Source organism: bacterium, assembly GCA_026129405.1.
GTDB lineage: Bacteria > Desulfobacterota > Binatia > DP-6 > DP-6 > JAHCID01.
This window is the reverse complement of record JAHCID010000006.1, coordinates 82848-97375: the sequence shown is the minus strand read 5'-3', so window position 1 is coordinate 97375 and position 14528 is coordinate 82848. Positions and strand designations below refer to the sequence as shown.

General features: G+C 69.8%; 18 protein-coding genes. All 18 read left to right on the top strand.

Annotation, left to right across the window (positions count from 1 at the left end; genetic code table 11):
• The first annotated feature begins 1 nt into the window (after nt 1).
• The 18 genes from pal (at nt 2) to pssA (ending at nt 14412) form a co-directional block, all read left to right on the top strand.
• On the top strand, nt 2-535 hold the full coding sequence (gene pal, locus KIT14_19435; GenBank protein ID MCW5892692.1) for a peptidoglycan-associated lipoprotein Pal: 534 nt from the start codon (nt 2-4) through the stop codon (nt 533-535).
• Nucleotides 532-1368, top strand: a complete 837-nt coding sequence (locus KIT14_19430; protein ID MCW5892691.1) for a tetratricopeptide repeat protein — start codon at nt 532-534, stop codon at nt 1366-1368. The genes pal and KIT14_19430 overlap by 4 nt, the downstream gene beginning before the upstream one ends.
• Nucleotides 1369-1414: 46 nt before the next feature.
• On the top strand, nt 1415-2347 hold the full coding sequence (locus KIT14_19425) for a bifunctional riboflavin kinase/FAD synthetase (GenBank protein ID MCW5892690.1): 933 nt from the start codon (nt 1415-1417) through the stop codon (nt 2345-2347).
• Entirely contained in the window at nt 2344-3336 is a 993-nt protein-coding gene (locus KIT14_19420; protein ID MCW5892689.1) for an RluA family pseudouridine synthase, read from the top strand. The genes KIT14_19425 and KIT14_19420 overlap by 4 nt, the downstream gene beginning before the upstream one ends.
• 193 nt (nt 3337-3529) lie before the next feature.
• A complete protein-coding gene (gene rho / locus KIT14_19415) occupies nt 3530-4831 on the top strand; it encodes a transcription termination factor Rho (GenBank protein ID MCW5892688.1) in 1302 nt (433 codons plus the stop codon).
• Between the two features lie 88 nt (nt 4832-4919).
• Nucleotides 4920-5699, top strand: coding sequence for a 30S ribosomal protein S2 (rpsB, locus tag KIT14_19410; GenBank protein ID MCW5892687.1), 780 nt, complete (start codon nt 4920-4922; stop codon nt 5697-5699).
• A complete protein-coding gene (gene tsf / locus KIT14_19405) occupies nt 5696-6346 on the top strand; it encodes a translation elongation factor Ts (protein MCW5892686.1) in 651 nt (216 codons plus the stop codon). The genes rpsB and tsf overlap by 4 nt, the downstream gene beginning before the upstream one ends.
• Nucleotides 6324-7091: a UMP kinase gene (gene pyrH, locus KIT14_19400; protein MCW5892685.1), complete on the top strand. Its 768-nt coding sequence runs from the start codon at nt 6324-6326 to the stop codon at nt 7089-7091. The genes tsf and pyrH overlap by 23 nt, the downstream gene beginning before the upstream one ends.
• Nucleotides 7088-7645, top strand: a complete 558-nt coding sequence (gene frr, locus KIT14_19395) for a ribosome recycling factor (protein ID MCW5892684.1) — start codon at nt 7088-7090, stop codon at nt 7643-7645. The genes pyrH and frr overlap by 4 nt, the downstream gene beginning before the upstream one ends.
• A gap of 5 nt (nt 7646-7650) precedes the next feature.
• Nucleotides 7651-8403 carry an isoprenyl transferase gene (locus tag KIT14_19390; protein MCW5892683.1) on the top strand — a complete coding sequence of 251 codons (753 nt, stop codon included), beginning with the start codon at nt 7651-7653 and terminating at the stop codon, nt 8401-8403.
• A gap of 36 nt (nt 8404-8439) precedes the next feature.
• A complete protein-coding gene (locus KIT14_19385; GenBank protein ID MCW5892682.1) occupies nt 8440-9240 on the top strand; it encodes a phosphatidate cytidylyltransferase in 801 nt (266 codons plus the stop codon).
• A 12-nt stretch (nt 9241-9252) separates the two neighbouring features.
• On the top strand, nt 9253-10335 hold the full coding sequence (rseP, locus tag KIT14_19380) for an RIP metalloprotease RseP (protein ID MCW5892681.1): 1083 nt from the start codon (nt 9253-9255) through the stop codon (nt 10333-10335).
• Nucleotides 10336-10338: 3 nt separating this feature from the next.
• Complete coding sequence (gene tsaB, locus KIT14_19375; protein MCW5892680.1) at nt 10339-11025, top strand: tRNA (adenosine(37)-N6)-threonylcarbamoyltransferase complex dimerization subunit type 1 TsaB; 687 nt, start codon at nt 10339-10341, stop codon at nt 11023-11025.
• A gap of 57 nt (nt 11026-11082) precedes the next feature.
• Nucleotides 11083-11307, top strand: a complete 225-nt coding sequence (locus tag KIT14_19370) for a DUF465 domain-containing protein (protein MCW5892679.1) — start codon at nt 11083-11085, stop codon at nt 11305-11307.
• 8 nt (nt 11308-11315) lie between these two features.
• The gene (ilvN, locus tag KIT14_19365) at nt 11316-11834 is read left to right on the top strand and encodes an acetolactate synthase small subunit (GenBank protein ID MCW5892678.1); all 519 of its coding nucleotides are present in this window, start codon (nt 11316-11318) and stop codon (nt 11832-11834) included.
• Nucleotides 11831-12847 (top strand): ketol-acid reductoisomerase, encoded by a 1017-nt coding sequence (gene ilvC, locus KIT14_19360; protein MCW5892677.1) that lies wholly within the window; start codon nt 11831-11833, stop codon nt 12845-12847. Before ilvN ends, ilvC begins: the two co-directional genes overlap by 4 nt.
• Nucleotides 12848-12880: 33 nt before the next feature.
• Nucleotides 12881-13543 (top strand): phosphatidylserine decarboxylase family protein, encoded by a 663-nt coding sequence (locus KIT14_19355; protein MCW5892676.1) that lies wholly within the window; start codon nt 12881-12883, stop codon nt 13541-13543.
• Between the two features lie 50 nt (nt 13544-13593).
• Complete coding sequence (gene pssA / locus KIT14_19350) at nt 13594-14412, top strand: CDP-diacylglycerol--serine O-phosphatidyltransferase (protein ID MCW5892675.1); 819 nt, start codon at nt 13594-13596, stop codon at nt 14410-14412.
• The last annotated feature ends 116 nt before the right edge of the window (nt 14413-14528 follow it).

Genomic DNA, 14528 nt, shown 5'->3' with positions numbered 1-14528 from the left:
AATGATGAGGCGGCGCAGCTCGATCTTGCTCGTGACGCTCTGCCTGTGCGTGCCGCTCGTCGGCGCGTGCAAGAAGAAGGGCCCCGGTCCGGAAGATGGCGTCGGCGGTCCGGACTCCACCTACGGCATGGGCGAGGAAGGTCTCGCCGGTGGCTCGAGCCTCGGTCGCGCGCAGAAGGGACTGGCGCCCGAGGAAGACGGCATCCTCAAGGACGTCAACTTCGGCTACGACAGCGACGACGTCGAGCCTGGCGAAACTTCCGTGCTCGAGCAGAACCTCGACTGGCTCCAGCAGAACCCGCGCGCGAAGGTCGAGCTCGAGGGGCACTGTGACAGCCGCGGGACGATCGAGTACAACCTCGCGCTCGGCGCCAAGCGTGCGAAGTCGGTCAAGGATTGGCTGATCGGGCACGGCGTCGCACCGGATCGCATCTCGACCATCAGCTACGGTAAGGAGCTTCCCCTCTGCCAGGAGGAAACGGAATCGTGTTGGGCGCGCAATCGGCGCGTGCACTTCGTCGTCCTCGGCCAATGACGTCGCCGCGCCTGGCGCTGGTCGCGGCGTTGCTCGCGGCCGTCGCGTCGGGTTGTGCCACGCGGGCCGACCTTCTCCAGCAGGATCGTCGCGTCCGGGCGATGCTGAACGAGCAGCGCAAGGCGATCGATCAGCTCCGGCGCGAGGTCGAGCGGCTGCGCGCCGACGTCGACGAGGGCGGAGGCGGACGCGCGCGCGGCGGCGACGACCGCGTCGCGCTTCTCGAGCAACGCCTCGCGACGCTCGAGCGCGAGCGCGCGGGACACCCGTCGGAAGCCCTCACCGGCGAGACGCCGGTTCCGCCCGACGTCGCGCTGCCGGGCGACGATACGGCGCCGCCCGAGATCGCCGCGCAGACGCCGCCCACGACGATCCCACCGCCCGCGCGGCCGCCGGTCGACGACGCCTGGGCCCGCGACGTGGCGCAGGAGCAGGCCGCGGTCGGCACCATGAACGTGCCGGAGAAGGCCGAATACCTCGCGGCGCTCGACGGCGTCGCGCGCAAGGACTGCGTGTCGTCGGTTCCGCAGCTGAACGGGATCGCGTCCAAGTCGAAGGGTTCGGCACTCGCCGACAACGCGCTCTACTGGGCGGCCCGCTGCTACGCCGCCCGCGGCGACCAGAACCAGGCGATCTCGAAGTTCTACGACGTGGTCACGCGCTATCCAAAGAGCGACAAGGCGCCGGCCGCGCTCTGGCAGCAGGGCAACCTCTTCCTCCAGATCGGCGACACGCCCGACGCCCGTCTCGCCCTCGGCAAGCTGATCCGTGACTACCCGAACTCGCCCGAGGCCGCGCAGGCGCGCCAGAAGCTCTCCGAGATCGACCAGTAGGCGATCCTTCAAAGGCCCCGATCGCTGGGCTATGAAGGCCGGACCGATGCGGGTCGTCCGCCATCTCGAGCACGTGTCGCCACGGCTCGGCCCGGTGGTGCTGACCCTGGGGAACTTCGACGGGGTCCATCGTGGGCACGAGGCGATCATCTGCCGCGCCGTGGACGAGGCGCGTTCGCGCGCCGCTGCCGCCGCCGTCCTGACCTTTCATCCGCACCCGGTGGCCGTGCTCGCTCCGGAGCGGGCGTCGGCGCGTATCCAGCCGCTGCACGATCGGCTCGAGCGCTTTTGCGACCTCGGGGTCGATCTCGCCGTCGTGCGCCGCTTCACCCCCGCTTTCGCCGCCGTCGGTGCCGAGGCCTTCGTCACCGACTTCCTGCTCCCACGTCTCGCGGTGGTCCACGTCGTCGTGGGGCACAACGTCAGCTTCGGGCGACGCCGCGAAGGCACGGTGGACACGCTGCGCATGCTCGGCGCGCGGCATGGGTTCACGGTCGAGGACGTAGGCCCCGTGACCGCAGCCGGTGCCGAGGTGAGCAGCACCGCGCTGCGCCGGGAGCTGGCTGCGGGCGACGTCGGACGCGCCGCCGAGCTGCTCGGCCGCCCGCACGTGCTGCGGGGACGGGTCATGGCGGGCGATCGCCGCGGCCGGACCCTCGGCTTTCCGACCGCGAACCTGCACCTGAAGCCCGGGGTCCTCCTGCCGCCTGACGGCGTCTACGCGGTGCGGGCACGGCTCGACGGCACGACACGGTCCGCCGTCATGAACGTCGGCGTCCGCCCGACCTTCGGTGGTCTGCGGCACACGGTCGAGGCGTACCTGCTCGACTTCGACGGCGATCTCTACGGGCGCTGGCTTGCGGTCGAGCTCGTCGCGCGCCTGCGCGGCGAGCAGCGCTTCGCCGGCGTCGAGGCCCTGCAGGCCCAGATCGCGGCCGACGTGGCGCAGGCGCGCGGCGTGCTCGGCACGGGCACCTGACGAGTCCGGTGGACGCCACGGACGAGCGGGTCGAGGTGGTGGTCCCGCCGGCGGCCGTCGGCGAGCGGCTCGACCGATTCCTCGGCGGGTTGCCCGCGGTGGGCACTCGCTCGCGGGCGCAGCAGCTGCTGCTCGCCGAGCGGGTGACCGTAGACGGCCGGGCGCGGCGGGCGTCGTACACGCTGCGCGGCGGCGAGCGCGTCGTCGCTCTCGTGCCCCCGCCGCCCCCCTCGACGCTGCTTGCCGAAGCGCTGCCGCTCTCGGTGCTGTTCGAGGACGCGCATCTCGTCGCGCTCGACAAGGCACCGGGAATGGTCGTCCATCCGGCGCCCGGGGCACGGACGGGTACGGTGGTGAATGCGCTGCTGCATCGGCTCGGCGCACTCGAGGGCGGCGATCCCGCGCGCCCGGGCATCGTACATCGGCTCGACCGCGACACGTCCGGCGTGCTCGTCGTCGCGCGCACGCCGCGCGCGCACGAGTACCTCGCGCGACAATTCCGCAAGCGCACGCTGTCGAAGCGCTACGTCGCGGTCGTGCACGGCCGGCTCGCGCCGGCGCGCGGCACCGTCGATCGGGCGATCGCGCGCGACGTCGTCGACCGCAAACGGATGCGCGTCGTCCGCGAGGGGGGGCGGGCCGCGGTGACGCGTTGGGAGGTGCTGGAGTATCTGCCCGGCGCGACGCTGGTCGCGCTGGTGCCGGAGACGGGGCGAACGCACCAGCTACGCGTGCACCTGGCGTCGCTCGGGCATCCCATCGCCGCCGATCGCGTGTACGGCGGCGACCGCCTTCGGACGGCCGGCGTGTCCGCACGGGTCGCCGCCGTTCTCGGCGCCTGTCCCCGGCAAGCACTGCATGCAGAAGCGCTGCGCTTCCGGCATCCCGGAAGCGGCGAGGCGATGGAGATCGCCGCGCCGTGGCCCGCGGACCTCCGGGCGCTCGTCGAGGGCCTGCGCGCGCTCGGCGGCGGCCACGATCCAGCTTGACACCCTGGGGGGGCTTCCATAACTTCGGCGCGGGCTTGTCGCCCATCCCGCCGTATCGCATCCCCCTCGTTCAGTCGTTCTTTTTCCCGACGCGCATGCTCCGATTCCCGCAGGTTGCCGCGCCGTGAGCTCGCGCGAGCGTTCGGCCAGCGAGGCTCGCGCCCGCAGCCGCGTGGCGGCCGTCGAGCCGCCGATGCCGGAGCCGGCCGAGGCGCCGCCGCCGGCGCCGTCACCCGACGTTCCGCCGCTCAACCTGAAGGAGCTGAAGGACAGGAAGATCGCCGACCTGGCGGCGCTCGCGCGTTCGATGCGGGTCGAGGGCGCGGCGGCGTTGCGCAAGCAGGAGCTGATCTTCGCGATCCTCCAGGCCCAGGCGGAGCAGAACGGCGCCGTGAGCGGGGAGGGCGTCCTCGAGATCCTGCCCGACGGCTTCGGCTTCCTGCGCGCCCCGGACTGCAACTATCTGCCCGGCCCAGACGACATCTACGTCTCTCCGAGCCAGGTCCGGCGCTTCAATCTCCGCACCGGCGACGTCGTCTATGGTCAGATCCGCCCACCCAAGGAGGGCGAGCGCTACTTCGCGCTCCTCAAGGTCGAGACCATCAACTTCGAGGAGCCGGAGCGGGCGCGCGACAAGATCCTCTTCGACAACCTGACGCCGCTGTATCCGCAGGAGCAGCTCCGGCTCGAGTTCGAGCCCGAGGAGCTGACGACGCGCATCATCGATCTCCTCGTGCCGGTGGGCAAAGGGCAGCGCGGGCTCATCGTCGCCGCGCCGCGGACCGGCAAGACGATGATGCTCCAGAACATCGCTCACGGCATCACCGCGAACCATCCCGAGGTCGTGCTGATCGTTCTCCTCATCGACGAGCGGCCCGAGGAGGTCACCGACATGCAGCGCTCGGTGCAGGGCGAGGTGGTGAGCTCCACCTTCGACGAGCCGCCGACGCGCCACGTCCAGGTTGCCGAGATGGTGATCGAGAAGGCCAAACGGCTGGTCGAGCACGGACGCGACGTCGTCATCCTGCTCGACTCGATCACCCGTCTGGCGCGGGCCTACAACGCCGTCGTGCCGCCGAGCGGCAAGATACTCTCCGGCGGCGTCGACTCGAACGCGCTGCGCGGTCCGAAGAAGTTCTTCGGCGCGGCGCGCAACATCGAGGAGGGCGGCAGCCTCACGATCCTCGGAACCGCCCTCGTCGACACGGGCAGCCGCATGGACGAGGTGATCTTCGAGGAGTTCAAGGGCACCGGCAACATGGAGGTGCACCTCGATCGCCGGCTGATGGACCGCCGCATGTTCCCGGCCATGGACGTCACCCGCTCGGGCACCCGCAAGGAGGAGTTGCTGGTGGCCCCCGGCGTGATGAACCGGGTGTGGATCCTGCGCAAGCTGCTTACCCAGCAGAACACCATCGAGGCGATGGAGTTCCTGGTCGACCGGCTGAAGGGCACGAAGGGCAACCGCGAGTTCCTGGACTCGATGAGCCAGTGACCGTACGTTGCGCCGGCCGCGCGGTTTCTGCTACAGGCCAACATTTCGCCAGTTACGCTTGGAAGGAGGGCCGTCCCCCGGAGCGCGTATGACCGACGTGACGATGAAGAACCTGCTCGAGGCCGGTGTCCACTTCGGACACCAGACCAGCCGCTGGAACCCGAAGATGAAGCCGTACATCTTCGGGGCCCGTAACGGCATCTACATCATCGATCTCCAGCAGACGGTGAAGATGTTCCGCGACGCGTACGGCTTCGTACGCGACCGGACCGCGCAGGGCGGGCAGCTGCTCTTCGTCGGCACCAAGAGTCAGGCGCAGGACGCCATCCGCGAAGAGGCGGAGCGCTGCGGCGCGTTCTACGTGAACACGCGCTGGCTCGGCGGCACCCTCACGAACTTCCAGACCATCCGCCAGTCGATCGACCGGCTGAAGAAGCTGGACGAGATGCTGGAAGACCCGATCGTCGCCGAGGCGCTGACCAAGCGCGAGCTGATCGGGATGCGGCGCGAGCGCGACAAGCTCCTCGCGTCGCTCGGCGGCATCAAGGGCATGCGCAAGCTGCCCGACGCCATCTTCGTGATCGACCCCAAGAAGGAGGAGATCGCGATCAAGGAGGCGAACAAGCTCGGCATCCCGGTCGTGGGGGTGGTCGACACCAACTGCGACCCGGACATGATCGACTACAAGATCCCGGGCAACGACGACGCCATCCGCGCCATCCGCCTCTTCTGTGCGGCGATCGCGGAAGCGGTCATCGAGGGTCGCAACGTCCACGAGGAGCGCCAGCGCGGCGGATTCGAGCCCGGCACGCCGGCCAGCGAAGACGTGGGCGGCGGCGACGAGCCCATGGAGGCCTCGCCCGGATGAGCCTCTCCCTGGTGAAGGAGCTGCGCGAGAAGACCGGCGCGGGCCTCCTCGACTGTCAGAAGGCGCTCGGCGAGGCCGAGGGCGACGTCGAGAAGGCGCTGCGGCTGCTGCGCGAGCGCGGACTGGCGAAGGCGGCGAAGCGCTCGGGCCGCGTCGCCTCGGAGGGCGCGGTCGGAACCTACATCCACCCCGGCGGCAAGATCGGCGTTCTGCTCGAGCTCAACTGCGAGACCGACTTCGTCGCGAAGACGGACGAGTTCCAGCAGCTGCTGCGCGAGCTCGCGATGCAGGTTGCCGCGGCGAGCCCGCGCTTCGTGCGCCGCGAGGAGGTGCCGGAGGCCGAGATCGAGAACGAGCGCGCGATCTACCGCAAGCAGGCCGAGCAGAGCGGCAAGCCGGCGCAGGTGATCGAGCGTATCGTGACCGGCCAGCTCGATCGCTTCTACAAGGATGCCTGCCTCCTCGAGCAGCCCTACATCAAGCAGGGCGACCGCTCGGTGCAGGACGTCGTGCAGGAGGCGGTCGCCCGCCTCGGTGAGAACATCAGCATTCGGCGGTTCGCACGCTTCCAGCTCGGCGAGGGACTCGAGCGGGGTGCGGAGCAGACCGAGAAGGAGAGCGCCCCTGGAGGCGAGGCCGGAGCCTGAGCCGACGGCAGAGAGCGCCGGCCAGGGAAGGTACCGCCGCGTTCTCTTGAAGATCAGCGGGGAGGCCCTCGCGGGCACCGCTGGCTACGGCATCGACCCGACCGTGCTCGGCCGTTTCTCGGCCGAGCTGCGTGACGTCCACGCCGCGGGTTGCGAGCTCGCGCTCGTCATCGGCGGCGGCAACATCTTCCGCGGGATCGCCGCGAGCGCGCGCGGCGTCGATCGCGCGACCGGCGACTACATGGGGATGCTGGCCACGGTGATCAACGCCTTGGCCCTGCAAGACGCGCTCGAGAAGCTCGGCGTGCCGACGCGCGTGCTGTCGGCGATCGACATGCAGCAGATCGCGGAGCCGTACATCCGGCGCCGCGCCACGCGGCATCTCGAGAAGGGACGCGTCGTCATCTTCGCCGCCGGGACGGGCAACCCGTTCTTCACCACCGATACGGCCGCCAGCCTGCGCGCGATGGAGATCGGCGCCGAAGTGATCTTCAAGGCGACGCGCGTCGACGGCGTCTACGACGCCGATCCCGAGAAGGTTCCGACGGCGCAGCGCTTCGAGTCCCTCACCTACATCGACGTGCTCAATCGCGGCCTTGCGGTCATGGACTCGACGGCGATCTCGCTGTGCATGGACAACGCCCTGCCGATCCTCGTGTTCAACATGATGGAGCCGGGCAACATCCAGCGCGCCGTCTCGGGCGACCGTATCGGCACGCTGGTCCATGGGGGAGGCCGCTCATGACCGACGACGTCATCGCGTCCTGCCGGCAGGACATGGAGAAGACGTTCGCGGCCTTCAAGAAGGAGCTGTCGCACGTCCGCACCGGCCGCGCGTCGACCGCGCTGCTCGATGGCCTCCTGGTCGAGCACTACGGCACGCGCATGCCGCTCAACCAGGTGGCGACGCTCTCGGCGCCCGAGGCCACGCTCCTCGTCGTCCAGCCGTTCGACAAAGGCGCCATCGGCGCGATCGAGAAGGCCATCCATGGCTCGAACCTCGGGCTCAACCCGGTCAACGACGGCAAGCTGATCCGCGTCCCGATCCCGAGCCTCACCGAGGAGCGCCGCAAGGATCTCGTGAAGCACGTCCGCAAGCTGGCCGAGGACTTCCGCGTCTCCGTCCGCAGCCATCGTCGCGACGCGCTCGAGATGCTGAAGGAGCTCGAGAAGGACAAGTCGATCACCGAGGACGACCGGCGGCACGCGGCCGAGAAGATCGAAGGCGTCACCAAGGATTCGATCGATCGCCTCGAGGAGATTCTCAAGGCGAAAGAAAAAGAGATCATGGCGGTGTGAGCGAGATGGTGGAGCTTGATCTCACGCGACTGCCGCGCCACGTCGCGGTGATCATGGACGGCAACGGCCGATGGGCGGAACAGCGTGGCCTGTCCCGTCTCCACGGCCATCGCGTCGGCAAGGACTCCGTCCGTGCGATCGTCGAGCAGAGTCGCCAGCTCGGCATTCGCTATCTCTCGCTGTTCGCCTTCTCCACCGAGAATTGGCACCGGCCGCCGCGTGAGGTCGACGGCCTCATGACGCTTCTCCGCAAGTACCTCGCGAGCGAGCTGGGGAAGATGATGAAGCACCAGATCCGGCTCCTCGCCGTCGGCAGCCTGCGACGCTTGCCGCCGGCGGTACGCGAGGCGCTGCGGGCCAGCATCGAGGCGACGCGTCACAACACGGGCATGACGGTCATTCTCGCGGTCAGCTACGGCGGCCGCGAGGAGATCGTGCGGGCGACGCGGGCGATCGCGCGGCGCGTGCAGCGCGGCGAGCTGCGTCCCAGCCAGATCAGCGAGGGCATGTTCTCCGAGGCGCTCGGCACTCGCGACATCCCGGACCCCGACCTGCTGATCCGCACCAGCGGCGAGATGCGGATCAGCAACTTCTTCCTCTGGCAGCTGGCCTACACCGAGATCGTGGTCACCGACACGCTGTGGCCGGACTTCCGCGAGCGCGACTATCTCCAGACGCTCGCGCTCTACCAGCAGCGCCAGCGGCGTTTCGGCCGCACCCAGGCGCAGGCGGAGCAGGAGCGGCGGCGCGCGGTCTGAGCGCGCGACGTCCGACGGTCGCGCCGCCCCCGAGTCATGCTGCGGACCCGTCTCGCGACGGCCGCGGTCGCCCTGCCGGCGCTGTGGCTGATCATCCAGTACCTCTGGACGCCGCTGTTCAACGGCTTCATCGTCTCCGTCGCCGCGGTCGCCCTGTACGAGTACTTCACGATGGCGTTCCCCGACGACTCGCCGATGGTGGCGGTCGGCGTCGGCCTAGGACTCCTCATCGCCGCCACGGTCCTCACCGGGCAGCTGGCGTGGGTCGGCGGGGCGCTCTCGGTGACGGTGATCGGCGGCCTCGCGCTGCCGCTCGTGCGTCACGCGGACATGCGCCGCTCGGTCGAAGCGCTCGGGCTGATCGTCCTCGGGGTGCTCTACGTCGGCTTCTTCGTCCCCCACATGATCCTGCTGCGCCAGGAACCGGAGGGATGGCGCTGGGTGCTCTTCACCGTCTACACGGCGATGGGCTCGGACTCGGGCGGCTACTTTGCCGGACGGTACTTCGGCAGGCGCAAGCTCGCGCCGGCGATCAGTCCCAGCAAGACGGTCGAAGGCGCGCTCGGGGCGGTGGCGGGGGCGATCGTGATCGCGCTCTTCTGCCGCGCGATGTTCTTCGATCGCATGGCCCTGGGGCCGACGATCGGGTTCGCGCTCGGCATCGGGCTGCTCGCGCAGTTCGGCGACCTCTGCGAGTCCGCGCTCAAGCGTGCGTTCGGGGCCAAGGACTCGGGGTGGATTATCCCGGGGCACGGTGGCATCCTGGACCGTCTGGACAGCCTGCTGTTCCCGTTCGTCTTCGCCTACTACTACGCGGCCGTGGTCGCGCGCGGCTGAGGTTTCCGGCGCATGGAGCTTCCCGCACCCGTCGTCACCGTCGTCGCGTTCGTCGTCGCGCTCGGGGTGCTCGTGTTCGTGCACGAGCTCGGCCACTTCGGCGTGGCGAAGCGTCTCGGCGTGAAGGTCCTGCGCTTCTCGATCGGCTTCGGGCCGATCCTGTGGCGCCGCCAGCGCGGCGAGACGGAGTACGCGCTGTCCGCCGTTCCGCTCGGCGGCTACGTGAAGATGCTGGGCGAGGACGAGGACGGCGAGCCGGTGACGGAGCCGGAGCGCGCCTTCGGGAACCAGAAGCCGTGGCGGCGCGCGGCGATCGTCATCGCCGGCCCGGCCATGAACTTCCTGTTCGCGTTCCTCGTCTACACGGTCCTGTTCGCGGCCGTCGGCGCCGAGATCCCGTCCACGGAGCCACGCATCGGCGGGGTCGGGCAGGGGACGCCTGCCGAGCAAGCCGGCCTCGCGGTCGGCGACCGTGTCACGAAGATCGACGGCACGTCCGTCGAGACCTGGGACGCGCTCGCCACGCGCGTGCGTGAGTCCGACGGCAAGACGCTGACGCTCGACGTCGATCGCGACGGGACGCCGATGGCCATCACCGTCACGCCGGCGCTGCGCGAGACGCGCAACCTCTTCGGCGAGGAGACGGGGAAGAGCTGGCTCATCGGCATCGAGGGCTCGCACGACTGGAAGGCGGTAGGCCCGGCCGAGGCGGTGTCCATGGCGGGGCAGCAGACGGTGATGGCGTCCTGGGTCGTGCTCCAGGGCCTCGTACTGATGGTCCAGGGTCGCGTCCCCCTGCGCGAGCTCGGCGGGCCGATCGCGATCGCACGCGCGGCAGGCCAGCAGGCGCGCGCCGGTCTCAAGTACTTCCTCAGTATGCTCGCGTTCCTGTCGATCAACCTGGGCGTGCTCAACCTGCTTCCGGTGCCGGTGCTCGACGGCGGGCATCTGGCGTTGCTCGGCGTCGAGACGGCGATGGGGCGCCCGCTGCGGCCCCGGCATCGCGAGATCGCGCAGCAGGTCGGTCTGCTGCTGCTCCTCAGCCTGATGGTGTTCGTGTTCTACAACGACATCCACCGGCTGGTGCAGGGCTGAGCCCTGGTCGTTCTCGGGCTCGATACCGCGACTTGGACGGCCGCCGTCGGTGTCGCACGCGACGACACCGTTCTGGCGGCGGCGTCGCGCCGCGCCGCGGCTTCGCACGTGCGCATGGTGCCGGCCCTGATCGACGAGGTGCTTGCGCAGGCCGGCCTCGAGCTGGCTGACGTCGACGCCGTGGCGGTGTCGATCGGCCCGGGCTCGTTCACCGGCCTGCGCATCGGCCTCGGTCTCGCCAAGGGGCTCTGCTATGCCCGCGGGCTCGCGCTGGTGGCGGTGCCGACGCTGGAGGCGCTGGCGCACGTCGCCGGGGCGCCGGCCGGGGCGACCGTGTGCGCGGCGCTCGATGCGCGCCGGCGGGAGTGCTGGGCGGCGCTGTTCCGCGTCGGCGAAGGCGGGGATCTGATCCGGCTGGGGGACGACTTCACCGCGACACCCGACGACCTCGCCGCGCGGCTGCCGGTGGGAGCCGTCGTGGTCGGCGATGCGGGCGCCGCCTACGCCGACGCGCTGGCGCCGCGCGCCGCCGCCGTGCTGCCGGCGGACGCGTCCGAGCCGTCGGGCGGCATCGTCGCGCGGCTCGGAGCGCGACGTCTCGCGCGCGGGGAGCGGGCCGAACCGGGAACGCTCGAGCCCACGTACGTGCGTCCTCCCGACGCGCAGCTGCCGCACGGTGCATCGCGTTGACAACCCCTTTTGGCGCGTAATACCGTCGCCGAACGCCCGATCTCGAGGGAGTGGAGCATGGAAAAACGCGACGAGGAGCTGATCTCGACCCTCCTGGACCGGGAGCCGGAGTTGCGCCGCTACTACGAGGAGCACGCCCTCCTCGAACGCCAGCTGGGATCGCTCCAGTCGAAGATGTACCTGACGCCGGAGGAGGAGGTGGAGAAGAAGCGCCTCCAGAAGCGGAAGCTCCAGGGCAAGGACAAGATCATGGAGATCCTCGCCCGCCACCGCGCCCATTGATGGCTCCCGTGCGTCACACCATCTCCATCCTGGTCGAGAACGAGTTCGGCGTCCTGGCGCGCGTCGCCGGGATGTTCAGTGGGCGCGGCTACAACATCGAGAGCCTCTCCGTGGGCGAGACGATGGATCCGACCGTCTCCCGCATCACGCTCGTCACGCGTGGCGACGCGCAGGTCCTCGAGCAGATCGAGAAGCAGCTGAACAAGCTCATCAGCGTCATCAAGGTGGTCGACTTCACGCCCCAGCCCCACGTCGAGCGCGAGCTCGTGCTCATCAAGGTCCGGGTCGACGACACGACGCGCGGCGAGGTGGCCTCCATCGTCGAGATCTTCCGCGGGAAGATCGTCGACGTGGCCGGCACGTCCTACGTCGTCGAAGCCACCGGAACCGAAGACAAGATCGACGCGCTGATCGAGCTGCTACGGCCGATCGGCATCCTCGAGATCGTGCGCACCGGACGGGTGGCGACGTTCCGCGGCTCGCAGGTTTTCACCGTCGACGGCAAGGAGAAGGAACACGCCGCATGAACATCTACCACGATCAGGACGCCAGCCTCGAGCCGCTCCAGGGCAAGAAGATCGCCGTCATCGGTTACGGCAGCCAGGGCCACGCACACGCGCTCAACCTGCGTGACAGCGGCCTCGACGTCCGCGTCGGGCTGCGTCCGGACAGCGCCTCGGTGAAGAAGGCCCAGGCCGAAGGGCTGCGGGTGGTCGATGCCGCCACGGCTGCGCAGGAGGCCGACATCGTCATGATGCTCGTTCCCGACGAGCAGGGCGGCGAGATCTACGAGAAGGAGATCGCGCCGGCGATGAAGGCCGGCAAGTACCTGGCCTTCGGTCACGGCTTCAACATCCACTTCAAGAAGATCGTGCCGCCGGCCGACGTCAACGTCCTCATGATCGCGCCGAAGGGGCCCGGGCATCTCGTGCGCGGCGAGTACCAGAAGGGGCGCGGCGTGCCGTGCCTCATCGCCATCCACCAGGATCCGAGCGGCGACACGAAGCAGATCGCGCTCGCCTGGGCGAAGGGCATCGGCGGCACGCGCGCGGCGGCGCTCGAGACCACCTTCAAGGAAGAGACCGAGACGGACCTCTTCGGCGAGCAGGCGGTGCTGTGCGGCGGGCTCACCGAGCTCATCCGCGCCGGCTACGAGACGCTCGTCAGCCGCGGCTACTCACCCGAGATGGCCTACTTCGAGTGCCTGCACGAGGTGAAGCTCATCGTCGATCTCATCTACGAGGGCGGCATCGCCAACATGCGCTACTCGATCAGCAACACGGCGGAGTACGGCGACATGACCCGCGGCAAGCGCATCGTCACCGACGAGACGCGCAAGGCCATGGGCCAGATCCTCGACGAGATCCAGTCCGGCAAGTTCGCGGACGAGTGGATCACGGAGTACCGGTGCGGCATGCCGCACTTCCGCGAGCTGCGCCAGGAGCAGTCGAAGCATCCGATCGAAGGGGTGGGCGAGAAGCTGCGGGGCCTGATGCCGTGGCTGAAGCACGACCGCCTCGTCGATCGTTCCCGTAACTGAGCCGGACGCCGCGGCGTTCCGGCGACGCCCCGCATGCCTGCTCGTCTCCCATTCGCCCGCGAGGGCGTGCCGGTGATCGCGACCGTGGCCGGAGTGCTCGGCCTGGTCGCGACCGTCGGCACGGCCGCGGGCCATCCGATCGCGGTGCTGCCGCTCGTGCTGGCGCTCGGCTTCAGCCTGTGGTTCTTCCGCGACCCCGAGCGCCAGCCGCCCCTGGACGACGCCCTCATGGTTTCGCCCGCCGACGGTCGTGTGCTCGACGTCACGCCGATGCGTGAGGAGACGTTCCTCAAGGCGCCGGCCACCCGCATCAGCATCTTCATGTCGCCGCTCGATGTGCACGTGAACCGGGCCCCGCTCGACGGTACGGTCGAGGAGGTGCGGCACACCGACGGAAGGTTCCGCGCCGCCTTCGCCGACAAGGCGTCGGTCGACAACGAGCGTACCGCGATGGTGCTGCGCAGCCACGGCCGGCGCTTCCTCGTCGTGCAGATCGCCGGCGCGGTCGCCCGGCGCATCGTCTGCCACCGCACGGCGGGCGACCAGCTCCGCCGCGGCGAGCGCTACGGCATGATCATGTTCGGGTCGCGTGTCGACGTGTACGTACCGCCCGACGTGACCCCGCGCGTCGGACGCGGCGATCGCGTCGTCGCCGGGGCCACCGTCATCGCGGAGCTGCCGCGGGGAGCGGCGTGAGGGTGCGCCGTCTCGGGCGCCTCGAGGCGGCGCCACGGGCGCGGCGACGCATTCCGCCGCTGCGCAAGGGCGTCTACCTCCTTCCCAACCTGATCACGACCGCCGGCCTCTTCTCGGGCTTCTACTCGATCATCGCGACCCTGAACCACGACTACCGGCTGGCGGCGATCATGATCCTCGTCGCCCAGCTGTGCGACGTGCTCGACGGCCGCATCGCGCGTCTGACGCGCTCGTCGAGCTCGTTCGGCGTGCAGTACGACTCGCTCGCCGATCTGATCGCGTTCGGCGTCGCGCCGGGCATCCTCGTCTACACCTGGGCGCTCAAACCCTGGGGCCGCTGGGGGTGGCTCGCGGCCACGCTCTACGTCACCTGCGGCGCGCTGCGCCTGGCCCGCTTCAACGTCCAGGTCGGCACCGTCGAGCGGCGGCATTTCCTCGGCCTCCCGATTCCGGCGGCGGCGAACGTCATCGCTGCCACCGTGCTGATGTACTTCTACCTGGGCGGGCAGGGGGCGGCGCACAAGCGGGTCATGATGCTCATCGTCATCTACGCGGTGGCGGCGCTCATGGTGAGCGAGTTCCGCTATTTCTCCTTCAAGGAGGTACAGCTCCACCGCCGCCACCCGTTCCCGGTGCTGCTGGGCATCATCATCGTCGCGATGCTGACCATCGCCGAGCCCGAGCCGATGCTCTTCCTCGGCATCACGACGTACGCGCTGTCGGCGCCGGTCGCCTCGCTGTGGCGCGTCCTGACGGGACGGGGCGGGGCGGCGCCGCCGGCGGAGCCGCCGCAAGCGGGAACCCAATCCGGTCCGCAAGTGGGCGGATCCGCGTCCGTCGTGCTTGACACGCCGGGGGGCCGCGGTTAAGCCCGACGACGGAATGTCCCGTGCGTTTCTCCTCCTCGATGCGGCCCTGCTCGGCGAGCTCCTCCTTACGAGCCCGTCCGTGGCCGACGTCGTGGTCTGAGACGCAGGGACCGAAA

Excerpts from the sequence above, each read along its gene's own strand:
- pal (MCW5892692.1), top strand. The coding sequence starts at position 2 with ATGATGAGGCGGCGCAGCTCGATCTTGCTCGTGACGCTCTGCCTGTGC.
- KIT14_19430 (MCW5892691.1), top strand. The coding sequence starts at position 532 with ATGACGTCGCCGCGCCTGGCGCTGGTCGCGGCGTTGCTCGCGGCCGTC.
- KIT14_19425 (MCW5892690.1), top strand. The coding sequence starts at position 1,415 with ATGCGGGTCGTCCGCCATCTCGAGCACGTGTCGCCACGGCTCGGCCCG.
- rho (MCW5892688.1), top strand. The coding sequence starts at position 3,530 with ATGCCGGAGCCGGCCGAGGCGCCGCCGCCGGCGCCGTCACCCGACGTT.
- rpsB (MCW5892687.1), top strand. The coding sequence starts at position 4,920 with ATGACCGACGTGACGATGAAGAACCTGCTCGAGGCCGGTGTCCACTTC.
- tsf (MCW5892686.1), top strand. The coding sequence starts at position 5,696 with ATGAGCCTCTCCCTGGTGAAGGAGCTGCGCGAGAAGACCGGCGCGGGC.
- frr (MCW5892684.1), top strand. The coding sequence starts at position 7,088 with ATGACCGACGACGTCATCGCGTCCTGCCGGCAGGACATGGAGAAGACG.
- KIT14_19390 (MCW5892683.1), top strand. The coding sequence starts at position 7,651 with ATGGTGGAGCTTGATCTCACGCGACTGCCGCGCCACGTCGCGGTGATC.
- KIT14_19385 (MCW5892682.1), top strand. The coding sequence starts at position 8,440 with ATGCTGCGGACCCGTCTCGCGACGGCCGCGGTCGCCCTGCCGGCGCTG.
- rseP (MCW5892681.1), top strand. The coding sequence starts at position 9,253 with ATGGAGCTTCCCGCACCCGTCGTCACCGTCGTCGCGTTCGTCGTCGCG.
- KIT14_19370 (MCW5892679.1), top strand. The coding sequence starts at position 11,083 with ATGGAAAAACGCGACGAGGAGCTGATCTCGACCCTCCTGGACCGGGAG.
- ilvC (MCW5892677.1), top strand. The coding sequence starts at position 11,831 with ATGAACATCTACCACGATCAGGACGCCAGCCTCGAGCCGCTCCAGGGC.
- KIT14_19355 (MCW5892676.1), top strand. The coding sequence starts at position 12,881 with ATGCCTGCTCGTCTCCCATTCGCCCGCGAGGGCGTGCCGGTGATCGCG.